The following is a 23,694-nucleotide window of genomic DNA, read 5'->3' as shown; positions in this document are numbered from 1 at the left end:
CATAATCTCTTACACCACTCTTTGATACATTAATTTAAAAATAAACTAATTATGGAACAGGAACTGCTTCGCCTTTAAAGGTATCCAAAATAAATTTTTTGGTTTCAGGCGCTTTTAGTTGTGCCATTAATTTAGCAATACGCGGATCGTTTTTATCTTCTTCTCTTATAACAACCACATTGGCAAACTTACTGTTAGCCGCAGGCTCTGTATAAATTACTTCTTTGCTTAAATCTAGCCCAGCATTAATGGCAAAGTGCCCATCAATAGAAGCGACATCTGCTTCACCGTTTTTATAAATTTGTGGCAGCAATGGGCCATCATAGGTGAATAAGAATTTAATATTACGAGGATTTTCTACAATATCATCAATTGTGGAGTCATCAGGATCGATGCCATCACGTAATTTAATTAAGCCCTCATCTTGAAATAGTTTTAATATATGTCCATGTTGTGCCAAGTTATTACTACTAATCATTTTTGCACCGTTAGGTAAATCTTGCAGACTTTTATATTTTTGCGAGAAAAAACGATATGGATGCATATGTACAGCTCCCGCAGAAATTAATTTCCAATCAGGGTGATCTGCTAGTGTTTTATTTAAATAAGGTACATGTTGGAAAAAGTTAGCATCTAATTCTTTTTCGGCTAATGCTTGATTGGGAATAATATAATCATTAAAAATTCGAATATCTAACTCTAGCCCTTCTTTTGCTAATTGCGGTTTAACAAATTCTAAAATTTCTGCATGAGGTGTACTTGATGCGCCGATAATTAATTTATTCTCTGATTTTTCATCTGATGGTTTGCAAGCAGAGAGCGCTAGACTAATAAGTAGCAGTGATCCCAGTTTTTTAAATACTGTTAGTTTCATTATTGTAACCTTATTTTTTTAAATTTGATTTTTAATTGAATTAATTCTTTAATTAGCGTTTATCTATATTTCTTACAACACTATCTCCTAATAACTGAATGCATAATACAATAAATAAAATCACTAAAGTCGCAGCCCAAACCACATCAAGATGACTGCGTTGGAATCCTTCTAAATAAGCTAAGTTACCTAGTCCACCCGCCCCAATTGCGCCTGCAACTGCGGTTCCACCCACTAAAGAAATCAATGTGACAGTTAAGCCAGAAATAAGTGCAGGTGATGATTCTGGTAATAACACTTTAAATATTAACGTAGGCAAATTAGCGCCCATTGAAAGACTTGCCTCAATAACACCTTTGTCTACTTCACGTAATGCTAATTCAACTAGTCTGGCATAAAAGGCTGCTGCTGAAATCACTAATGCAGGTAGCGCTGCATTAACACCTAATATGGTTCCCACAATTAATTTAGTAAAAGGGAACAATAAAATAATTAAAATAATAAAAGGAACGGCTCTAAAAATATTTACAATAAATGAGAGTATTCGATAAATAGAAAGTTGCTCTTTATAACCCTCTTTTGCTGTTAAAAATAATGCCACGCCAATTAAGATCCCTAATAAGCAGGATAATGCACCAGAAACCAGTGTCATATATAATGTATTTAATGTTTCTTCACCAAGTACATTGAGTTTTAAATGAGGTAAATAGCTATTAAACCAACTTTGTATTTCATCCATATCACACGACCGCTATATCAAATTTATTATTCTCAAGATATTGGATGATTTCATCCGATTTATTATTTAGCTGTAAATAAATAAACCCGTTTTCTTGTGAAAAACTGCCCTTTATTAAATTAACTGGTTCATTAAATTTAGAAATTAAATCATAAAGTAAATAGTCATATTTTTTACCCTCTTGCAGTAACAGTTTTATTACTGTGCTTTGCTGCTTTATATTCTCAATATCATCACTGTTATCTGTTACATGTACTGATTGTGATAAAAACTGTTGTGTCACTTTATGTTTTGGTTGGTTAAATATTTTTACTACTTCGCCTTGTTCAATTATTTTTCCTTGCTCAATAACGGCTACTTTATTGCATATCGCTTTTACAACTTGCATTTCATGCGTGATCAACACAATCGTAATATTCATTTTTTGATTAATTTCAGCGAGTAGTGCTAAAATTGTTTGTGTTGTTTTTGGATCTAATGCAGATGTTGCTTCATCACATAATAAAACATCAGGATTATTTGCCAGCGCTCTAGCAATACCAACACGTTGTTTTTGCCCACCACTTAATGTTGATGGATATTCATCAGCTTTATCAGCAAGCCCAACTAACTTCATTAATTCACTCGCACGCTGAAAACGTTGCTTCTTATCTAACCCTGAAATTTCAAGTGGGAATTCAATATTCTCTCTAACTGTACGTGACCATAGCAAATTGAAATGTTGAAAGATCATACCAATTGAGTGGCGGATTTTACGGATCTCACGTTCACTACTGGTAGTAATATTGTATTTACCAACAATCACTTCTCCTTTTGTTACAGGTTCTAAGCGATTCAATAAACGAATTAAGCTACTTTTCCCAGCACCGCTATAACCAATGATGCCAAAGATATCTCCCTGCTCAATATTCAAATTAATATCATCAACAGCAATAGTTTGCTTTTTCCCTCGCTGATAAATTTTGCTGACATTTTTTAGTGTTATCATTTTAATCAACTCACCCTCAAATAGAAATCTAGATGGCTAAACATCTAGAAATCCAAGTTAATGTCAATATGAGAAATTGTCAAGCAAGGAATGAAAAAGAGATAAACAAAAAAGACATACCTTAGAATTAAATTATTTTTGATACGCTCTTTATTGAGATTTAACTCTGATGAAATAAAATATTGTGGATTTAATGACTTATAAAAAACAAATAAATAGCGTTAAATATTTACTACAGTTAATAAAAAACCCCCGGCCTAAGCAGGGGGTTAAATTATTAATACTCAATTAATTAGATAATAATTAACCGATATATTCTAAACCTTTCATGTATGGGCGTAACACTTCTGGAATTTCAATACGGCCATCAGCCATTTGATAGTTTTCCATAATTGCGACTAAAGTACGACCTACTGCTAAGCCCGAACCATTTAAAGTGTGAACTAACTGGATCTTCTTATCACCTTTAGAACGGAAGCGTGCTTGCATACGACGAGCTTGGAAATCCCACATATTTGAGCATGAAGAGATCTCACGGTAAGTATTTTGAGCCGGAACCCAAACTTCTAAGTCGTAAGTTTTACGTGAACCAAAGCCCATATCGCCAGTGCAAAGTACCACTTTACGGTAAGGTAGATTCAGTAATTGCAGTACTTTTTCAGCATGACCAGTCAGCTCTTCTAATGCTTCCATTGATTTTTCAGGATGAGCGATTTGAACTAGCTCAACTTTATCAAATTGGTGCATACGAATTAAACCACGAGTATCACGACCATAAGAGCCTGCTTCTGAACGGAAGCATGGTGTGTGAGCTGTCATTTTCAATGGCAAGTCGTCTTCTTCAAGAATGACGTCTCTTACCATATTTGTCACAGGCACTTCCGCTGTTGGAATAAGTGCGTATTGGCTTTCTGCTTCTTCTTCTAACGGTTTAGTGTGGAATAAGTCTTCACTAAATTTAGGTAACTGACCTGTACCGTACAGAGTTGCGTGGTTAACCAAGTAAGGAACATACATTTCTTGGTAGCCGTGCTCTTCTGTGTGCAGATCCAACATAAATTGTGTAATAGCACGATGTAAACGTGCAACTTGACCTTTCATCACAACAAAACGTGAACCGGTAATTTTTACCGCAGAAGCAAAATCTAAACCATCTGTTAGCTCACCTAAAGTCACATGATCTTTTAATTCAAAATCATAAGTTTTTGGTGTGCCCCAACGAGAAACTTCAACGTTTTCGCTGTCATCTTTGCCATTTGGAACAGCATCATCTGGCATATTTGGGATAGTTAAAACGTAATCACGAATTTCCGCTTGAAGCACTTCAAGTTCGGCTTTTGCAGCTTCAAGTTTTTCACCTAACAGGTTAACTTCTTGACGAAGTGGCTCAATATCTTCACCACGCGCTTTTGCCGCACCAATGGACTTCGATCGGGAATTACGTTCTGCTTGCAGGGATTCAGTTTCAACCTGTAACACCTTACGGCGTTCTTCTTGTTGACGAATTTTTTCCACATTGAGGATGAATCCCCTGCGAGCCAGTTTTTCGGCGACCGCGTCTAGCTCATTACGCAGTAGATTTGGATCGAGCATGCTTATCCTGTGCTTATTGATAGATTAATAAAAACCTTCTCTCCTATCTTATAAAAAAGATATCTGAGACAAGGCATAGTTAAGAAATTAATGATAATTGAATAACCTTACCGCATCTTTACATTTTGCGATAGCGTTTTGTCGTACTATTTTGATCTTGTTGAGTAAGCCAGTCTAATTTCTCTGCAAGCTTGATCTCTAACCCTCTTTTCACTGGGTAATAGTACTGTGTATCAGCCATTTCTTTAGGAAAATAGACCTCACCAGCAGCATAAGCATTAGGCTCGTCATGAGCGTACCGATATTCAGCACCAAGCCCCATTTCTTTCATTAATTTTGTTGGTGCATTACGCAAATGCTCAGGTACATCATAATCAGGTTTACTTTTAGCGTCAGCAATGGCTGCTTTAAATGCAGTGTAAACAGCATTACTTTTGGGAGCACAAGCCAGATATACAATTGCTTGAGCAATAGCGCGCTCACCTTCGGCGGGACCAACACGCGTGAAACAATCCCATGCAGCTATTGCCACTTGCATAGCACGAGGATCGGCGTTTCCCACATCTTCTGACGCAATCGCCAATAAGCGACGAGCAACATAAAGCGGATCACCGCCGGCTGTTATGATCCTTGCATACCAATAAAGAGCAGCATCAGGCGCTGATCCCCTGACTGATTTATGTAATGCAGAAATAAGATCGTAAAAGCGATCACCTTTATTATCAAAACGAGCACTTCGTTCACCACTGATTTCTGTCAGTAATGCTGGTGTTAATACTCGTTTTCCTTGATTATCAACTTCAGCGATATCCGCCATCATTTCAAGCAAATTTAATGAACGGCGCGCATCACCATTAACCAATTGTGCAATCATTTTGCGTGTATCATCTGGCAGAATAATATTACGTCCGCCTAAACCCCGTTCAGGATCGTCCAGCGCTTGTTGTAGCACTTGCTCAATATCAGCTTCGGTTAATGAACGTAATAAATAAACTCTTGCTCTGGATAGCAATGCTGAATTTAATTCAAAAGAGGGATTTTCTGTTGTTGCGCCAATAAAAGTGATTGTGCCGTCTTCAATATGAGGCAAAAAAGCATCTTGTTGACTCTTATTAAAACGATGAACTTCATCAACGAACAGGATCGTTCTACGCCCTGCATTGCGGTTTTGGCGCGCAATTTCAATAGATTCTCTAATTTCTTTAATACCCGATGTCACCGCAGATAATCGTTCTATATCAGCTTGTGCATAGCGACCAATGATCTCAGCAAGGGTAGTTTTACCCGTACCAGGAGGTCCCCATAAGATCATGGAATGCAATTGACCCGCTTTAATCGCTCGAGGTAATGGTTTACCTTCGGCAAGTAAATGAGTTTGTCCGATATATTGTTCCAACGTTTCAGGTCGCATTCTTGCGGCTAAAGGTTGGAACTCATTGCGTGAAAAATCGAGTGATAAATTACTCAAAATATCCTCACTGACGTTGGTCATCCACAGTCACACCCGCAGGAGGAGTAAAGCGAAACGCGGATGCATCGATTGGCGCGGCAGTCTGTGCAGTCAATTGATAATTGCTTACTTGACCGTCTTGTTCTGTAGCTGCAAATTGCTGAATTTGTCCGTTAGGTAATACAGTTATCGTAAAATGTTTTAAGTTATTTTCTACTTTAGGTGTTAACTCAAAACGATCACCAGACTGTTTCACGTCATAGTTTTGCCACTCTTTACTGTCATTACGGGCGATCAGCATAAAAGGCGTATTGGTTGTAGCACTTTCCAACCAAGTTGCTGTAACTTGCTCGACAAAAGGATTGTAAAACCACAATGTTTTACCATCAGAGATCAATGTGCTCTCATCCGGTGCTGTCATGTGCCAATTAAACAAATCAGGGCGTTGTACTTTTAAACTGCCTTCCCCTTTTTGGATAAGTGAGCCTTCATTGCTGGTCACGGTTTGACTAAAGTTTGCTTGAAAACTATTTACTTTATTTAATCGTTGTTGCAAATCCTGACGTGCATCAGCCCAAGCGGCTTGGCTACTAAATAATGTCATCGCACACACTGTAAATAATACTTTTTTCATTCTACAAGCCTCGGCATGAGATAACGCCGACATAATGTCGGCGCATAAATTATTGATGATGTTGTGCAGATTATCATGCTATCTCATTAGCTGATAACTGTGTTTTCAAGATATTACATATCTGAAGGTGGTGGCGAAAGGACATCACGTGTATTGTTGTGATTTGGCGCACTGACAATACCTTGCATTTCCATTTGTTCCACAATTCTTGCTGCACGATTATAGCCAATTCTAAATTGACGTTGCACTCCAGAAATAGAAACACGTTGTTTTTCAACCACAAATTCTACAGCTTGGTCAAATAACGGATCAAGCTCTTCGCCATCGTCATATCCACCACCACTATTACCTTCACCTTCTTCACTGCATTTAGTAATAGCTTCAATATACTGAGGACGACCGCGTGCTTTCCAGTCGGTTGCGACTGCATGAACTTCATCATCACTCACAAAAGCACCGTGAACACGCTCAGGTACAAAACCATTAGGTGCATAAAGCATATCCCCCATACCTAGTAATGATTCTGCACCACCTTGGTCTAAGATAGTTCGAGAGTCGATTTTACTCGATACAGTAAACGCAATGCGGCTAGGAATATTGGCTTTAATTAACCCAGTAATGATATCAACGGAAGGTCTTTGCGTCGCAAGCACAAGGTGAATACCCGCAGCACGCGCTTTTTGTGCTAAACGTGCAATCAATTCTTCGACTTTCTTACCTGCTGTCATCATTAAATCAGCAAATTCATCAACAACAACTACGATATAAGGCTCTTTTTCCAACGTTGGCATTTCTGTTGCCATACTGTCTGTTGGTTTCCAGAATGGATCTGGAATTGGGCGTCCCATCGCTTCTGCTTCTTTAATTCTTTCGTTATAACCTGCAAGATTACGCACACCCAATGCCGACATCAGTTTATAACGGCGTTCCATTTCAGCCACACTCCAACGCAGAGCACTTGCGGCATCTTTCATATCGGTAACGACTTCTGTTAGAAGATGTGGAATACCTTCATAAACCGAAAGCTCAAGCATTTTAGGGTCAATCATAATAAAGCGAACATCTTCTGGTTTCGCTTTATAGAGAATGCTGATGATCATCGCATTCACACCGACAGATTTACCTGAACCTGTTGTACCAGCAACAAGTAAGTGAGGCATTTTAGCCAGATTAGCAACAACTGGCTGACCACCGATATCTTTACCTAAAACAACAGTCAATGGAGAACGGCTATCACGAAATGCATCGCTATCTAACAACTCACGCATATAGACGGTTTGACGTTTTTTGTTAGGTAATTCCAGCCCTACATAAGGTTTGCCCGGAATAACTTCAACAATACGTACTGCAATAGCAGACAATGAACGAGCTAAGTCGCGTGATAAATTTGATATACGCGCAGCTTTTACACCTGGTGCAAGTTCAAGTTCAAAACGAGTGATAACAGGCCCTGGTGAAATGCCAACCACCTTGGCTTTAACACGGTAATCATTAAGACGAGCTTCAATAAGTTTACCAATACGCTCAAGCTCAAACATATCAACAGGTTCATCTTCTACTGGTGGCGTTGTTAGTAGATCCAGAGAAGGCATTGGCGTTGTTGGCTTCAGCAATGGTCTATCATTACGCATCAAGAATGGGTGAATTAACGATTCTTGCTGTTGCTGTTGCTGTTGCTGTTGCTGTTGCTGTTGCTGTTGCTGTTGCTGTTGCTGTTGCTGTTGCTGTTGCTGTTGCTGTGCAAAATGCTGAGCCATATTAGGCTGAGGCTCAATACGTGATTGAGGTACAGCTTGTGGCGTAACAGGTTCTGAAACAATCGGTGTAAACACTGGCTCTATCGGATCTTCATCCAATAGATCATCAATTGGCGAGAACGCCTCTAATGCTGTGAGCTCTCTTTCTAACTCAATTTTAGGGCTGTATTCTTCCTCTTCTTCATCACGAGGCGAAATTTGTAGAAATGCATTGCTGGCTGGGTATTCAACTTTTTTCTCAATAGTTTGAGTCGGTTGCGCTGATTGTGAAGCGAATGAATGTTGAATATGAGGTTGATAACCCGTTGTTGCTTGCAATGAAGGTGCTGATGTTGATATTTGAGGTAAAACCTCATCTTCGTTATCATCTAACGAAACATCATCACCATAACGATCCTGCAATTGTTGCTTAAATTGTGCTGCTAATTGTTGCTGATATTGCTCATCTTCATCAATATCGCTGTTATTCTCTTCTGTGGAAGAGAACGTATTCGCGGTAACCGTTGGTTCATCACGATAATCATCTTGTTGATGATCAAATGAAGGTAATGGTGTTGTAATATTTGGCTGATGGGCTCCAATAATAGCTTCAGGATCAACACTATCGTTCTCACCATAACGTTCGCGTTGCTGTTCGAGGAATTGCTGACGCAACTCTTGTTCGAAATTCGCTTGTTCTTGAATATCAGCTAACTCATCTTCAGATTCAGATTGAACGGCTTCCTCACGACGACGCAATTCAGCTTCGCGTTGTGAAGGTATATGAATGCCATAAAGCTCACGGCGTGTTGGCAATCGCACTGGATTTGGGCGTGGTAATTCAGGGCCTAATCCTTGTTTAACTTGAGAGCCATGACTAACAAGAGCACTCGTTGCTGCCACACCTGCTACCACTGTAGCTGCTTGCGTTAAAGAGTCTGTATCAGGTGCTAACGAGAATGTAGGTTCAGCTCTGGCAGGCATTACACTATCTGTTGATACGGACGATGGCTGTGCCATAGGTTCATTATCAAACGGCATCACAGAAGGTATATTCTTTTCTGGTATTGAGTAAACTGAACTTGAAGGCGCATTGACTTCTGATTGAGCTTCTTTTTTCAAAAATGCTTCTGGAATATCAAAACGGTAATGTTCTGGCTCTTCCTCTGTATGAGTTGGTTGTGAAACCGTTGCTGGCACAAGAGGATCAGCTTGTGTCAATGTTTGCGCATGTCCATCTGCTATGTCATTTGTTGCAGAGAAAGATGGCAAATCATCTTCTTGTTCTGCTTTAACTTGTAATGTGTCTATCTCTTGCTGACGAGCTAGCTCAAGTGCTGAAGGCGCAGAAAATAAAATATCATCACTCTCTTCTGTTGCTAATTCAGATTGCTGATTTTCTTTTTGATTTAAATTATCAGCTAATTCTGTAACAACGTCTTGAGTATCATCTTCCTCTTCTTCATCCTCGTAATCAGCTTCATTTTGGCCTCTATTGGTAATAAAACCAACACTTCCCAAAATAACGGCACCAATCTTTTCTGTGATTGTTAACCAAGACCAGCCGGTAAACAGTGTAAAGCCAATAGCCCAAACAGATAACAGAGCAAGAGTAGCACCTAAAACATTAAACCACGGTAATAGGGCTTTGCTAAACAAACTTCCAATAACACCACCAGAGCTGAAATTATAGATATCATCAAAATTAAGATCAGCCAATGCACAAGAGGTAAAGATCAGAGCCAAAGCACCAATCGTGCGTAGTGCAAGGGAAAAGAAGTCAGTGTATTCACGATTTTGTTGGTAGCGTAGAGAATTCCAGCACCCAAAAACCACGACGACAGGAATTGCATAGGCAAGTAAACCAAATGCAGAAAATAGAATATCAGCTAACCATGCTCCAATACTACCGCCTAAATTTTGAATAGGCTCATTCCAAGTGGTTTGTGACCAGCTAGGATCAGAGGGATGAAAGCTAAGTAATGAAACCATTAAAAAGACAGCGCCAATGCCGATGAGGATGAGAATAGCCTCCCAAATACGGCGACGGTTGCTTATCTTTGTTAAACGAATATTTTTATCTTCTGTATATTCCTGGCTCAAAGAGGGCTCTCCAGGTTTAACTTAGGGTGAATTAAAACGGAACAACGCTGAGATATCCCAGCGTTGAAACTGTATGCATAGACAGGAGTGTACCTAACTTTTTCCTGCTTTGCACCAACCTATTAAGTTGGCTTAGCGAGTTTTAATTACAAGACGGTTACTTTGTTTAACTTCTTCCATAACCACGTATGTACGTGTGTCATTAACGCCTGGAAGACGTAACAGTGTTTCACCGAGTAATTTACGGTAAGCGGACATATCAGGTACACGAGTTTTCAACAGATAGTCAAAATCACCAGAAACTAAATGGCATTCTTGGATTTCTTCAAGTTTTTGAACAGCCATATTGAATTGTTCAAAAACATCTGGTGCACCACGGTTTAATGTGATTTCCACGAATACTAGTAATGATGCATCTAAGTAATGTGGGTTTAACAGTGCAGTATAACCAGAAATAAATCCTTGGCGTTCTAAACGACGTACACGCTCTAAACAAGGCGTTGGTGATAAACCTACACGTTTAGATAGCTCAACGTTTGAAATACGACCATCTTTTTGAAGCTCATTTAGAATATTCCGGTCTATTCTATCAAGATCTTTACCCGGACGTTTTTTATTATCAATCATCTCTATACTCTCTTTCTCTTTTTCTCTTACTTTATTTTCCTATACCCATACCTGTACACCTTCAGCATCACTGTCGAAACTTCGGTATCAAACGGTCAGAGCAAACTACCAATCTATTTTCTTTTAATGCCAGATAAAAGTTCTATTTTATCCAAATACTCATTAGCAAATATCACAAAGTAACTATCCTATGCCCTGTCTGTCTAAAAAATAATACGTACAACATCCGAGGATAATTATCTTTAACAATCATGTTTTCGCAAATGTACAGCGGATTGTCAAAGCAAATGAGTAAAAATCAGAACAAGGCGCTATGTTATTCTCTATATACGCAAGATAAACATCAATTGTAAAGCAAAATGTTTCAGGTTAATTCGATGATGTTAGCCCAATATAACTCTATAATTATTAAACTATATTAGTATTAACTATTGCTAAAATAGCTAAAATATTATGTCTATTTCTCGTCATTGGCTTTTTTTAACGTCTTATTTCTCCTACAATCCCTCAATTCGCATCACGCCTAATCAGAGATGAGGTATACATGAGCACCATCAAACATAGCAAACTTATTATTTTAGGTTCAGGCCCTGCGGGTTATACCGCCGCCGTTTATGCTGCAAGAGCAAACTTAGAACCAGTACTGATTACGGGTGTTGAAAAAGGCGGTCAGCTGACAACGACAACAGAAGTCGAAAACTGGCCCGGTGACCCAGAAGGGTTAACAGGTCCTGGATTAATGGACCGCATGTTTCAGCACGCTGAAAAATTTAATACAGAGATTATCTCTGACCATATTAATAAAGTCGATCTGAAAAACCGTCCATTCCGCCTATTTGGTGATGAACAAGAATACACTTGTGATGCATTAATTATCGCAACAGGTGCTTCTGCACGTTATATCGGTTTACCTTCAGAAGAATCTTTTAAAGGCCGAGGCGTTTCGGCTTGTGCAACGTGTGACGGATTTTTCTATCGTAACCAGAAAGTCGCTGTTGTCGGTGGCGGAAATACCGCTGTGGAAGAAGCTCTTTATTTAGCGAATATCGCATCAGAAGTTCATCTGATCCACCGCCGTGATTCTTTCCGTTCTGAAAAAATCTTAATTAACCGTTTAATGGACAAAGTCAACAGTGGCAATATTATTTTGCATACTGATCGCACCTTAGACGAAGTTCTTGGCGATGATATGGGTGTAACTAAAGTTCGCTTAAAAGATACTAAGAGCGATAAAACCGAAGAATTAGAGGTTATGGGTGTCTTTATTGCTATTGGACATAGCCCTAATACCGCTATTTTTGATGGTCAATTAGAATTAGACAATGGTTACATCAAAGTACAATCAGGTACTCAAGGTAATGCAACACAAACCTCTATCGAGGGTGTTTTTGCAGCAGGTGACGTAATGGATCACATTTATCGTCAAGCAATTACCTCCGCAGGTACAGGCTGTATGGCTGCTTTAGATGCAGAACGTTACTTAGACGCACTAAAATCCAACTAAAATCATCACTTCCTTTCAAGGCGCTATTTCAGTAGCGCCTTTTACCATGTAACATACTAGCCTGGTTGCCAAAGCGTATAACTACTTACCCTTGGCCTTTCTGATACTGTGTATCTCACCTGCAAATTTGAATCTTTTCTTATGGATAAAACTAAACAAAGTGAATTGGTTCGATGGCTGAAACAGCAAAGTGCTCCAGCCCGCCGATGGCTACGGCTATCAATGATCTTAGGTGTTGTAAGCGGTTTATTAATTATTGCACAAGCATGGTTATTAGCTGTTTTACTTCAAGCATTTATCATGGACAGTCTGAGTCGTGATATACATATACCTACCTTTCTCACCCTTATTGGTATTTTTATCTTACGCGCTGTAGTGATGGCGATAAGAGAGCGTGTAGGTTATCGATGTGGTATGGCAGTCAGGCAACAAATTCGTAAAATTGTGCTTGATAAACTTGAAGAGCTAGGTCCTGTTTGGGTTAAAGGCAAACCCGCAGGGAGTTGGGCAACAATTATTCTAGAGCAAATAGAAGATATGCAAGATTACTATGCGCGTTATATTCCGCAAATGTATCTTTCTACTATTGTGCCTATTCTTATCCTTATCACCATTTTCCCTGTTAACTGGGCTGCTGCCTTGATTCTATTTTTCACCGCCCCACTGATCCCGCTATTTATGGCATTAGTTGGATTAGGTGCAGCAGATGCTAACCGCAGAAACTTCCTCGCATTAGGTCGTTTAAGTGGTAACTTCCTAGATAGATTAAGAGGGCTAGATACATTACGGTTATTTAACCGTGGTAATGCAGAAGTTAAACAAATCACCGAAGCAACAGAAGATTTCCGCAAACGTACAATGGAAGTGCTAAGAATGGCATTTCTTTCGTCAGGCGTATTGGAATTCTTTACCGCTGTTTCTATCGCTGTTGTGGCTGTTTACTTTGGTTTTTCTTACTTAGGTGAACTTAGTTTCGGTAGTTATGGCTTAGGTGTCACACTATTCTCAGGCTTTTTAGCACTGATCTTAGCCCCTGAATTTTTTCAACCTTTGCGTGATTTAGGAACTTACTATCATGCCAAAGCACAAGCCATTGGCGCCGCAGAATCTCTGGTTGAATTTTTAGAAGCCGATGGTGAAAAACCACAATTCACAGGTAATGAGCGCATCGACACAACAGAAAGTATTGAGATTACAGCTCATGAACTAGAAATTCTATCTCATCAAGGTGTTAAACTCGCAGGTCCATTAAACTTTACCATTAACCCTAATCAACGAATTGCGATTGTGGGTCTAAGTGGTGCAGGCAAAAGCTCGCTATTAAATGCGCTACTCGGCTTTTTACCTTATCGTGGCTCATTAAAAGTTAATGGCGTTGAATTGACGCAACTCTCACCTGAAGCATGGCGTCAATGTTTAAGCTGGGTTGGTCAAAATCCTAATTTACCAGAACAAACCTTGCTAGATAATATTCGCTTAAGTAATCCTAATGCCAGCAATGAACAAATCAATCTTGCCATTGAAAAAGCGTATGTCAGCGATTTTATTAATGAGTTACCTGACGGCTTAAATACGATTATTGGCGATAGTGCTGCACGCCTTTCTGTTGGTCAGGCTCAGCGTATTGCTGTTGCTCGTGCTTTATTGTCGCCTTGTCAATTTTTGTTATTAGATGAACCCGCAGCAAGCCTTGATTCTCATAGTGAACAACGTGTCATGCATGCGCTTAATAACGCTTCATTAAATCAAACAACCTTGCTTATTACCCATCTACTTGAAGAAACATTGGGTTACGACCAAATTTGGGTGATGGAAAAAGGTCAGATTATTGAAACTGGCACTTATGCATCATTAAGCCAACAGAACGGCACTTTTGCTCGCCTTCTTGCTCATCGTAAAGAGGAACTTTAATCATGAGAGTATTGCTTCCTTTTCTTGCGCTCTATCGACGTCACTGGTTTATGTTATTGCTGGGGATTATCCTTGCAATTCTGACGTTACTGGCGAGTATTGGTCTTTTAACACTATCGGGCTGGTTTTTAGCAGGTACTTCTCTTGCGGGTTTTGCGGGTATTTATAGCTTTAACTATATGCTACCAGCAGCGGGTGTTCGAGGTGCTGCAATTTTTCGTACTGCGGGTCGTTATTTTGAAAGGCTTGTCAGCCATGACGCAACGTTTCGCGTATTATCGCACCTACGTGTATTCACCTTTAAAAAGATCCTCCCTCTTTCGCCAGGTGGAATTGCACGTTTTCGTCAAGGTGAGTTACTAAACCGCTTAGTTGCTGATGTTGAAACGCTCGATCATCTTTATATTCGCGTTATTTCCCCTATCATTGCCGCTTTTGTTGTCATTATGACAATTATGTTTGGCCTTGGTTTAATCGATGCACGTTTAGCCAATACGCTAGGTGGCATTATGCTTACCTTGCTGATTGTTTTGCCTTTCGTATTCTACTACGCGGGTAAACCTATTGGTCGTGATCTCACCGATTTACGAGGTCAATACCGCACAGTATTAACTAGCATGTTGCAAGGACAAGCCGAGCTAACTGTTTTTGGTGCATTACCTCGTTTTAGACAAAATCTGGCGCAACTTGAAGCTAAATGGCTACATAGACAAGCACAACAAGCAAACTTAACTGGTTTATCGCAATCATTGATGATCCTCGCATCAGGCCTAACAGCAACATTAATTTTATGGCTGGCGGCTGATGGTATCGACAATAGCTTTATGCCAGAAGCGTTAATTGCCTTATTTACGTTCTGTGCATTGGCAGCATTTGAATCTTTAGCGCCTGTTACTGTCGCTTTCCAGCATTTAGGACAAGTGATGACATCAGCAACACGAATTTCTCATTTAATTGAGCAAAAACCCGATGTCACTTTCCCTGAAAAAGGGGGAGAAAAAAATAATCGCGCCACACTTACAATGCACAATATTTGCTTTACTTATCCAGCCCAACCAATGCAAGTGATCAATCATGTTGATTTAACGATTGAAGCTGGACAACACATTGCATTACTAGGAAAAACAGGGTGTGGTAAATCGACGCTATTGCAGTTGATCAATCGAGCTTTTGATCCGACTCACGGCACTATCAGTTTAAATAATCTGCCTATTGCTGATTATGATGAAGCGACATTACGTTCAATGATGTCAGTTGTTCCTCAACGTGTTCATGTTTTTAGTCATACATTAAGAGAAAACTTAACAATGGCTAAAGAAGATGCAACAGATGAAGAGATTAAACATGTTCTTCAGCAAGTTGGTCTTGGGCAACTACTTGAAAATGAGGAAGGCTTAAATGCATGGATGGGTGATGGTGGTAGACAGCTCTCTGGTGGCGAACAGCGACGTTTAGGACTTGCAAGAGCCCTACTCCATAATGCACCTCTTGTATTGCTTGATGAGCCAACAGAAGGCCTTGATGCCGATACAGAACAGCAAATCCTTGCACTCTTGCATCAGCATTGCCAAGGTAAAGCTGTATTAATGATCACACACAGACTTCACGGTTTAGATAAAATGGATAAAATCTGCGTTATGGATGGCGGAAAAATCGTTGAAACAGGCACTCATGCTTCATTGTTACAACAACAAGGGCATTATGCTAAATTTCATCAAAGACAGGCTCTATTAACACCAACGCACGAGGCATAATATGCCGTTGTTTCAATTGGATGATAATGATTTAGATTTTCCAGAGCCTCACTTAGCTTTAAAAGAGCCTAATGGTTTATTAGCGATAGGGGGAGAAATCTCCCTTTCACGATTACGTGTTGCGTATCAATCGGGTATTTTCCCTTGGTACTTTCCTTATGAAGAACCACTTTGGTGGTCACCTGATCCAAGGGCCGTTTTACCGGCTGGTGATTTGCATATTGGGCGCAGTTTACGTAAATTTATTCGGCACCAGCCTTATAAAATCACGTTAAATCATGCCTTTGCTTCAGTTATTGAGGCTTGTTCTGTACGTGAAGAAGGTACGTGGATAGGCCCTGATATAAAAACAGGTTATGAAGGGCTTCATCAACAAGGTGAAGCTCACTCTGTTGAGGTTTGGGAAGGTGATGAACTCGTTGGAGGATTATATGGTGTAAACATGGGTGCCGTTTTTTGTGGCGAATCTATGTTTAGCCGTAGAGATAACGCCTCTAAATGTGCCTTTATTGCTTTTTATAACCATTTTCTTCGTTATGGGGGTCAACTATTTGATTGTCAGGTGCTAAACTCTCATACTGCCTCGTTAGGTGCCACTGAGATCTCTCGTGAACATTATTTAGTTGCGTTATCTCGTTGGAAAAAAGTGATTATTGATAAAAAGTGTTGGTATCAGCAATCGTTGGAATTATAATCACTGCTTGTTTTTGTAAAGCCCTTCTTATTTAAGACAGAATCGAGAATGCCATTCTGTTATTTATGCAAAAAAGGTTTATACAAAAATTTTATCTTACACACCCATTATGTGGTTTGGGTGCTGTTATTTTATTGCTACAAATACCACAAAATAAAGAATTACGACTTCTGTTATTACTTTTACTTTAGCAAAGTAAAACGCAAGTTGCGGTAAGGATGTTAAGTGCAATAGCAAGGTGAACACCATTGCTATCCAATAACATTCCTTTACATAGGACAATATTTTCGGCATTATCTTGCCGTTTAAAAAATATGGTTATTAAAACTTAGAGGATTAGATGGCCAAAGAAGACAACATTGAAATGCAAGGCACTGTACTGGATACTCTGCCAAACACGATGTTCCGCGTTGAATTAGAAAACGGACACGTCGTTACCGCTCATATCTCAGGAAAAATGCGTAAAAACTATATTCGTATCCTGACAGGCGACAAGGTTACCGTTGAGCTGACCCCATATGACCTGAGCAAAGGCCGTATCATCTTCCGTAGCCGTTGATCCCAATCTGTTCTCTCCCGCTATTGTCATATAACGGGTGAAAAAAAAACACCACAGGCAAGGCATTTATTGATGCTCACCTGTGGTGTATGCTTTTATAGCTTAGTGAGATTAACCGCTATCCTTAGATAACGGTATCTTCATTCTTAGCTAATTTTTCTTGGCTAACAAACTCATAATTCAATTTGCCTGCCAGCTTATCTAGTGTTACAGAAACTGAACCACCATTAACAAGAGAACCAAATAAAATCTCGTTAGCTAATGGTTTTTTCAAGTTTTCTTGAATAACACGCGCCATTGGCCTTGCGCCCATCGCTCTGTCATAACCTTTATCACATAACCATTGACGTGCTTCTTGGCTAACTTCTAGAGATACCCCTTTATCATCTAACTGCACTTGCAGTTCGACAATAAATTTATCCACCACCATAGAGATAATTTCTGGTGATAATGCATTAAACCAAATAATACTATCTAAACGGTTACGGAACTCTGGTGAGAAGGCTTTTTTGATTTCAACCATCGCATCAGTACTGTTATCTTGCTCTGTAAACCCAATCGATTTACGTTGAGTTTCACGTACACCCGCATTGGTTGTCATCACTAAAATAACATTACGAAAATCTGCTTTACGTCCATTGTTATCAGTTAATGTACCGTTATCCATTACCTGTAACAGGATATTGAATACATCAGGGTGTGCTTTCTCAATTTCATCAAGTAACACAACAGAATATGGGTTTTTAATGACAGCGTCTGTTAATAATCCACCTTGATCAAAACCAACATAACCAGGAGGAGCACCAATTAAACGACTGACCGTATGTCTTTCCATATATTCCGACATATCAAAACGTAACAGTTTTACATTTAATGCGTTTGCTAACTGTACAGTGACTTCCGTTTTACCTACCCCCGTAGGACCAGCAAATAAGAACGACCCCACGGGTTTATTATCTTGGCTTAATCCTGCACGGCTCATCTTAATCGATTCAGATAAGGCATGAATTGCTTGATCCTGACCGAATACCAACATTTTTAATTGGTTATCGAGATTTTTCAGCATTGATTTATCACTGCTAGAAACTGTTTTTTCAGGAATTCGTGCAATTTTAGCCACGACCGACTCAATATCAGAGACATTAATGGTTTTCTTACGTTTGCTTGGTGCAACTAAACGTGTTTTTGCACCTGCTTCGTCGATGACATCAATAGCTTTATCAGGTAGATGTCTATCGGTGATGTATTTAACCGATAAGTCCACCGCGGCCTGAATCGCTTTATTGGTATAACGTACATCATGGTGCGCTTCGTATTTCTGGCGCAATCCTTTAATGATCAAAACCGTCTCATCTGGAGATGGCTCAGTCACATCAATTTTTTGGAAACGACGAGCAAGTGCTCTGTCTTTTTCAAAGATATTGCTAAATTCCTGATAAGTCGTAGAGCCTATAACGCGAATTCGACCACCTGACAGTAAAGGCTTAATTAAATTTGCCGCATCAACTTGTCCCCCCGATGCTGCTCCTGCACCAATAATGGTGTGGATCTCATCAATGAATAAGATGCTTTTTTCATCTTTTTCTAGGGTTTTCAGTAATGCTTTAAACCGTTTTTCGAAATCGCCACGATATTTTGTTCCCGCTAATAGCGAACCAATATCGAGTGAGTAAATCGTGTAACCTTTCATCACATCAGGTACATCATCTTGCTCAATACGCCATGCAAGCCCTTCTGCGATAGCTGTTTTACCGACACCCGATTCGCCCACTAATAATGGGTTATTCTTGCGACGGCGGCATAACACTTGGATTGTTCTTTCTAATTCAGCTTGGCGCCCAATTAGAGGATCAATTTTACCTTGGCGCGCTAACTGATTAAGGTTAGTGGTAAAATTATCCATATGATCGTCACCTTGAGGCATCTCTTGTTGAGATTGTGCGTTCATATCATTCATGTCAGAAAGATCTTCGTTTTGTTGATCTTCTTTTGAAATGCCATGAGAAATAAAGTTAACGACATCAAGGCGACTAACGTCGTGTTTACGTAATAAGTAAGCTGCGTGAGACTCTTGTTCACTAAAAATAGCCACCAGCACATTAGCGCCAGAGACTTCATTTTTGCCTGATGATTGAACATGAAAAACAGCGCGCTGTAATACACGCTGAAAACTCAGCGTTGGCTGTGTTTCTCTGTCCACATTTTCAGGCAGAATTGGGGTCGTTTTACGAATAAAGACTTCAAGTTCTTCGCGTAAGACTACTAGATCGACTTTACAAGCTTCCAATGCTTCGCGTGCCGATTTATTACTTAATAGCGCCAACAACAGGTGCTCTACAGTCATAAATTCGTGTCTGTTATCACGGGCTTTCGCGAATGCAACATTAAGACTCAGCTCTAATTCGTGATTAAGCATAAGCACCTCCTCCTTAAAAAACTAACCGGATTATGCCTGTTCAAGAGTGCACAAAAGTGGGTATTCGTTTTCTCTTGCATACAGATTAACTTGAGCCACTTTTGTTTCGGCAATATCCGCACTATAAACCCCACAAACTCCTTTTCCTTTATGATGAACGTCCAACATAATTTGCGTTGCTTTTTCCTCGCTAAGGAAAAAATACATCGTAAGCACTTCTACAACAAAATCCATGGGGGTGTAATCATCATTATTCAAGATCACCTTATACATTGCTGGTGGCTCATTTAGCTGATGAACATCATCCCTTAACGTGGTTTCTGTTAAAAAATCAAACTGACCCATTGTTTTGCATTACTCATAGTTTTGTTAAACGTCACTTTCAATTATGACATTTAGTTTACCATCTCACAGGAAAGTCTGCCTATCAACGCTTTTTTATTCCCTCTTTTTACATCCAAAAAATAACAAAGCGTTAGCTACATCAAAATTTCGCCTCATTGAAACACTTTCTATCCCCTTCACCTCTTGACGACTTAAACAATAAAATAGAGTATGTTTTATGAACAGCTCAGTAAATATACTGAAAGTGATGTTAAACAAATAAATACAAGTATATGAGAGAAGCTAAGTATGGAGACAGGTACAGTAAAGTGGTTCAATAATGCTAAGGGTTTTGGTTTTATTACCCCGGCAAATGGTGGCGAAGATATTTTTGCCCACTATTCAACAATTAGAATGGAAGGCTACCGCACACTTAAAGCGGGACAGAAAGTTAATTATAGCACGATAAAAGGACCTAAAGGTGATCATGCCGACCTTATCATTCCTATTATTGAATAGAGGATAATTGACAGTATAGATAAACCCAATAAAAATACCTTTTACACAATGCAGTTCGATACTTTTAATTTAAAAGAATGCCTAATTCATTCAAATAAAAGCCCTTTCTATTAAGGGCTTTTATCTTATGGCTTGCGTTATTCTCTCGCGAGAGCATCTATTGGATTCATTTTTGCTGCACTTCTTGCAGGTAAAAATCCGAAAATAATTCCAATAGCAGTTGAACAGATAAACGCACTGACTAAGGCAATAGGCTGGAAAACAAAATGCCAATCAGGCAACATCACACTGGCAATCATTGCGATACCAAATGAAAGACCAATCCCTAATAATCCACCCACTAAACAAACCAAAACTGATTCGATAAGAAATTGCTGCATCACATCACTCGCTCTGGCACCAACCGCCATTCTAATTCCTATTTCTCGTGTTCTTTCAGTTACGGAAACCAACATAATATTCATTACACCAATACCACCAACCACCAACGAAATAACAGCAACTAATGTCAGAAACAGTTGCATTGTCTGTGTGGTTTTTTCAGCGGCTTTCAACAAGCTGTCGATGTTATAGGTGAAAATATCTTTCTTACCATGTCTAATCGTTAATAGGCGAAGTATTTGCTGCTCTGCCACACTCGCATCATAGCCCTCTTTCGCCCTTACTGTGATGTTATCAAGGTAAGCCCGATTTAAAATTCGGCTATTTAATGTGCTGTAAGGTACCCATACTCGTAATGACTTATTATCACCAAAATTCGATTTTTGTTCAGCAACCACCCCTATAATCGTAGAGGGAATATTACGGATAATAATTTGCTCACCAATCACCTCTTTTTTAGTAGGAAAAAATCGGCGTAATGTATTTTGATCAATCACTACAACTTGAGCTTGCCGTTGGATCATATCAGGTGTAAATGAATGTCCTTGAGCGAATTTCATGGCATAGACAGAAAAATAATCATCACTGACACCCGCAACAGTGGCAGGTGAGTCTTGATTTCCACGACGTAATCGCGTACTAAATTGCACCTGTGGTGTCACCGCTTGTATGTAGGATTGTTGCTTTAGTGCGTAGACATCTTGGATAGTTAATGATTGCCTATCTTCAGGCGAATCACTGCCGAAATCTTTCCCAGGATAGATATCAATAGTATTAGAGCCAATAGCTTTTATATCTGCCAGCACCATGCTTTTAGCTGCATCGCCAATCACAATAATAGTGACGACAGAGGCGATACCAATAATAATGCCGAGCATCGTTAGCAAAGTGCGTACTTTATTCACAACCATTGCACGCCAAGCCATATCTAATGCTTGTGTGAAACGCCCAAATATTTGCCCTAAATAAAAATAAGAAGAAGCTAAAACAGAGGTTGTCTCTTTTTTAACTTTATTTGCTGTTATTTGATGGTAATTATCATTAATAATCTTACCATCTTTTATTTCTATAATTCGCTCAGCCTGTGCCGCAATTAACGGATCATGGGTTACGATAATAACCGTATGCCCTTGTTCATTTAATTGCTTAAGAATGGACATCACCTCTTTACCAGAATGGCTATCCAATGCTCCTGTCGGCTCATCAGCAAGAATGACTTCACCACCATTCATTAATGCTCTAGCGATACTTACACGCTGTTGTTGACCGCCAGAGAGTTGATTAGGGCGATAATCAACGCGATCACCTAATCCTAAGCGCGTTAATAATTCACGAGCCCTTTCTTTTCTTTGAGTGGCATTTTTATCTGCATAAATTGCAGGAATTTCAACATTCTGTTCTGCATTTAAATGCGACATTAAATGGTAGCGTTGGAAGATAAAACCAAAATGCTCACGGCGTAATGCAGCAAGTTGATCGCCTTCCATTTTCGCAACACTTTGACCTGCAACTTTGTATTCACCGCTACTTGGTTTATCTAAGCAACCTAAAATATTCATTAAAGTCGATTTACCGGAGCCAGAAGCGCCAATAATCGCCACCATTTCTCCGGCATTAATCGTTAATGAAATTTTATTGAGAACAACGGTTTCTTCTTCACCATTAGTATATAAACGGCTAACCTCATTGAGCTCTAATAATGCAGGCATCATGCTTCTCCTGAAGTTTCACCCAGAATAACCTCATCGTTTTCTTTCAATCCGCTGAGAACTTCTGCATAAACATCAGTACGCATTCCTATTTTTACTGTGCGTCTTTCTGGCTGACCATTAACCAATACATCAACATAATATTCATTAATTCCAGCATCATCACCTAATACAGAAAGCGGGACGAGAAGCACATCTTTCTTATTTTCAATAAGAATTTTAACTTGTGCCGTCATTTGTAAACGTAATAAGTGTTGGTCATTAGGCACTTCGAAACGTGCATAGTAAAAAATGGCATCATTAATTTTTTCAGGTGTGGGTAAAATATCTTTTAACTTACCGCTAAAGGCTTTATCTGGCGCACCTAGAACGGTAAAAGAGGCGCTGAGATCAGGTTTTAAATAGATAACATCTGCCTCTGATACTTCTGCTTTTACTAGCATTGTGTCTAAGTCAGCTAAAGTTAAAATAGTCGGCGCTTCTTGCGCTGCAATCACCGTTTGACCTTCAAGGGTTTTAATAAACGTGACAACACCATCCATAGGTGCCGTAATACGCGTATATTGCAGATTTGTTTTTGCTGTATCTAAAGTCGCTTGGTTCTTTTTAATTTGCGCTTCATAAGTGATGATGCGTGCTTTTTTCACTTCAACATCGGTTTTAGTGCGATCAAGCTCTTCTTGTGCAATCACATGGGTAGCAATCAACTTTAATTGTCGTTGATATGTCAATTGTGCCAAGCGCAATTCAGCCTGTGCTTGTTGAAGGTTGGCTTTTAATTCATTGTTTGTTTCTTGAGATTCAATGACATCATTTTGCGCTTTTTTAGGATCAATAATCGCCAATAAATCACCTTTTTTAACAACATCCCCTTCTTTTACATATAAAGTTTGTAGCTGACCACTAACCTGCGCACCGACATCAACTTTACGCACAGCATCAAGCTTACCTGTTGCGGTCACTTCTTTTGCCAGATCACCGCGTGTAATTGTTTGAGTTTGATAGGTGGGTGTATTTTCTCTCGGCCAGAAAAAATACATCGCAATTGCCACAATAATCAAAATAAGGGTGATCACTTTCCCTTGCTTTTTTAAAGATAAAAAAGCCATAAAATATCCTTCTAATACAATAAGACTAAATAAAAGCCGTGAGATTGAGTTGCAACTTAATGCCACAACT

18 protein-coding genes are annotated in these 23,694 nt (G+C 39.4%); 6 read left to right on the top strand and 12 right to left on the bottom strand.

Annotated features, from left to right (window positions below; genetic code table 11):
- Positions 1 to 49: 49 nt before the first annotated feature.
- The 8 genes from ACNARN_RS07525 to lrp form a co-directional block, all read right to left on the bottom strand.
- Positions 50 to 874, bottom strand: a complete 825-nt coding sequence (locus tag ACNARN_RS07525; RefSeq protein WP_311748490.1) for a MetQ/NlpA family ABC transporter substrate-binding protein — start codon at positions 872 to 874, stop codon at positions 50 to 52.
- 52 nt (positions 875 to 926) lie between these two features.
- On the bottom strand, positions 927 to 1,613 hold the full coding sequence (locus ACNARN_RS07520) for a methionine ABC transporter permease (RefSeq protein WP_198620496.1): 687 nt from the start codon (positions 1,611 to 1,613) through the stop codon (positions 927 to 929).
- Between the two features lies 1 nt (position 1,614).
- Complete coding sequence (locus ACNARN_RS07515; protein WP_198632272.1) at positions 1,615 to 2,601, bottom strand: methionine ABC transporter ATP-binding protein; 987 nt, start codon at positions 2,599 to 2,601, stop codon at positions 1,615 to 1,617.
- Positions 2,602 to 2,904: 303 nt separating this feature from the next.
- The gene (serS, locus tag ACNARN_RS07510; protein WP_109373512.1) at positions 2,905 to 4,194 is read right to left on the bottom strand and encodes a serine--tRNA ligase; all 1,290 of its coding nucleotides are present in this window, start codon (positions 4,192 to 4,194) and stop codon (positions 2,905 to 2,907) included.
- 118 nt (positions 4,195 to 4,312) lie between these two features.
- Entirely contained in the window at positions 4,313 to 5,662 is a 1,350-nt protein-coding gene (locus ACNARN_RS07505; RefSeq protein WP_198620527.1) for a replication-associated recombination protein A, read from the bottom strand.
- 7 nt (positions 5,663 to 5,669) lie between these two features.
- Positions 5,670 to 6,278, bottom strand: a complete 609-nt coding sequence (gene lolA, locus ACNARN_RS07500) for an outer membrane lipoprotein chaperone LolA (protein ID WP_368927111.1) — start codon at positions 6,276 to 6,278, stop codon at positions 5,670 to 5,672.
- A 113-nt stretch (positions 6,279 to 6,391) separates the two neighbouring features.
- The gene (locus tag ACNARN_RS07495) at positions 6,392 to 10,117 is read right to left on the bottom strand and encodes a DNA translocase FtsK 4TM domain-containing protein (protein ID WP_416304301.1); all 3,726 of its coding nucleotides are present in this window, start codon (positions 10,115 to 10,117) and stop codon (positions 6,392 to 6,394) included.
- 132 nt (positions 10,118 to 10,249) lie between these two features.
- Positions 10,250 to 10,744: a leucine-responsive transcriptional regulator Lrp gene (gene lrp / locus ACNARN_RS07490; RefSeq protein ID WP_004244566.1), complete on the bottom strand. Its 495-nt coding sequence runs from the start codon at positions 10,742 to 10,744 to the stop codon at positions 10,250 to 10,252.
- A gap of 544 nt (positions 10,745 to 11,288) precedes the next feature.
- On the opposite strand from lrp, the gene trxB reads away from it, so the two are divergent.
- The 5 genes from trxB to infA all read left to right on the top strand — a co-directional run bounded on the left by trxB (position 11,289) and on the right by infA (position 17,166).
- A complete protein-coding gene (gene trxB, locus ACNARN_RS07485) occupies positions 11,289 to 12,248 on the top strand; it encodes a thioredoxin-disulfide reductase (RefSeq protein WP_109373510.1) in 960 nt (319 codons plus the stop codon).
- 141 nt (positions 12,249 to 12,389) lie between these two features.
- Complete coding sequence (cydD, locus tag ACNARN_RS07480) at positions 12,390 to 14,159, top strand: heme ABC transporter permease/ATP-binding protein CydD (protein ID WP_198626161.1); 1,770 nt, start codon at positions 12,390 to 12,392, stop codon at positions 14,157 to 14,159.
- A gap of 2 nt (positions 14,160 to 14,161) precedes the next feature.
- The gene (gene cydC, locus ACNARN_RS07475) at positions 14,162 to 15,913 is read left to right on the top strand and encodes a heme ABC transporter ATP-binding protein/permease CydC (protein ID WP_198620492.1); all 1,752 of its coding nucleotides are present in this window, start codon (positions 14,162 to 14,164) and stop codon (positions 15,911 to 15,913) included.
- A 1-nt stretch (position 15,914) separates the two neighbouring features.
- Positions 15,915 to 16,607, top strand: a complete 693-nt coding sequence (gene aat, locus ACNARN_RS07470; protein WP_198620491.1) for a leucyl/phenylalanyl-tRNA--protein transferase — start codon at positions 15,915 to 15,917, stop codon at positions 16,605 to 16,607.
- 340 nt (positions 16,608 to 16,947) lie between these two features.
- The gene (infA, locus tag ACNARN_RS07465) at positions 16,948 to 17,166 is read left to right on the top strand and encodes a translation initiation factor IF-1 (RefSeq protein WP_004244560.1); all 219 of its coding nucleotides are present in this window, start codon (positions 16,948 to 16,950) and stop codon (positions 17,164 to 17,166) included.
- A gap of 124 nt (positions 17,167 to 17,290) precedes the next feature.
- Here the strand turns inward: infA and clpA are convergent, their stop codons facing one another.
- Both clpA and clpS read right to left on the bottom strand, forming a co-directional pair.
- Entirely contained in the window at positions 17,291 to 19,582 is a 2,292-nt protein-coding gene (gene clpA / locus ACNARN_RS07460) for an ATP-dependent Clp protease ATP-binding subunit ClpA (protein ID WP_198626158.1), read from the bottom strand.
- Between the two features lie 30 nt (positions 19,583 to 19,612).
- Complete coding sequence (gene clpS, locus ACNARN_RS07455) at positions 19,613 to 19,927, bottom strand: ATP-dependent Clp protease adapter ClpS (RefSeq protein WP_109373506.1); 315 nt, start codon at positions 19,925 to 19,927, stop codon at positions 19,613 to 19,615.
- A 288-nt stretch (positions 19,928 to 20,215) separates the two neighbouring features.
- On the opposite strand from clpS, the gene cspD reads away from it, so the two are divergent.
- Positions 20,216 to 20,425 (top strand): cold shock domain-containing protein CspD, encoded by a 210-nt coding sequence (cspD, locus tag ACNARN_RS07450; protein ID WP_109373505.1) that lies wholly within the window; start codon positions 20,216 to 20,218, stop codon positions 20,423 to 20,425.
- Between the two features lie 137 nt (positions 20,426 to 20,562).
- On the opposite strand, the gene macB is transcribed toward cspD, so the two are convergent.
- Both macB and macA read right to left on the bottom strand, forming a co-directional pair.
- The gene (gene macB / locus ACNARN_RS07445; protein ID WP_198626157.1) at positions 20,563 to 22,515 is read right to left on the bottom strand and encodes a macrolide ABC transporter ATP-binding protein/permease MacB; all 1,953 of its coding nucleotides are present in this window, start codon (positions 22,513 to 22,515) and stop codon (positions 20,563 to 20,565) included.
- Entirely contained in the window at positions 22,515 to 23,624 is a 1,110-nt protein-coding gene (macA, locus tag ACNARN_RS07440; RefSeq protein ID WP_198626156.1) for a macrolide transporter subunit MacA, read from the bottom strand. The genes macB and macA overlap by 1 nt, the downstream gene beginning before the upstream one ends.
- Between the last annotated feature and the right edge of the window lie 70 nt (positions 23,625 to 23,694).

The sequence above is a fragment of the Proteus sp. TSJ240517 genome, assembly GCF_047921575.1.
In the GTDB taxonomy this organism is placed as follows: domain Bacteria; phylum Pseudomonadota; class Gammaproteobacteria; order Enterobacterales; family Enterobacteriaceae; genus Proteus.
This window is presented reverse-complemented; position numbering and strand designations above follow the sequence as displayed.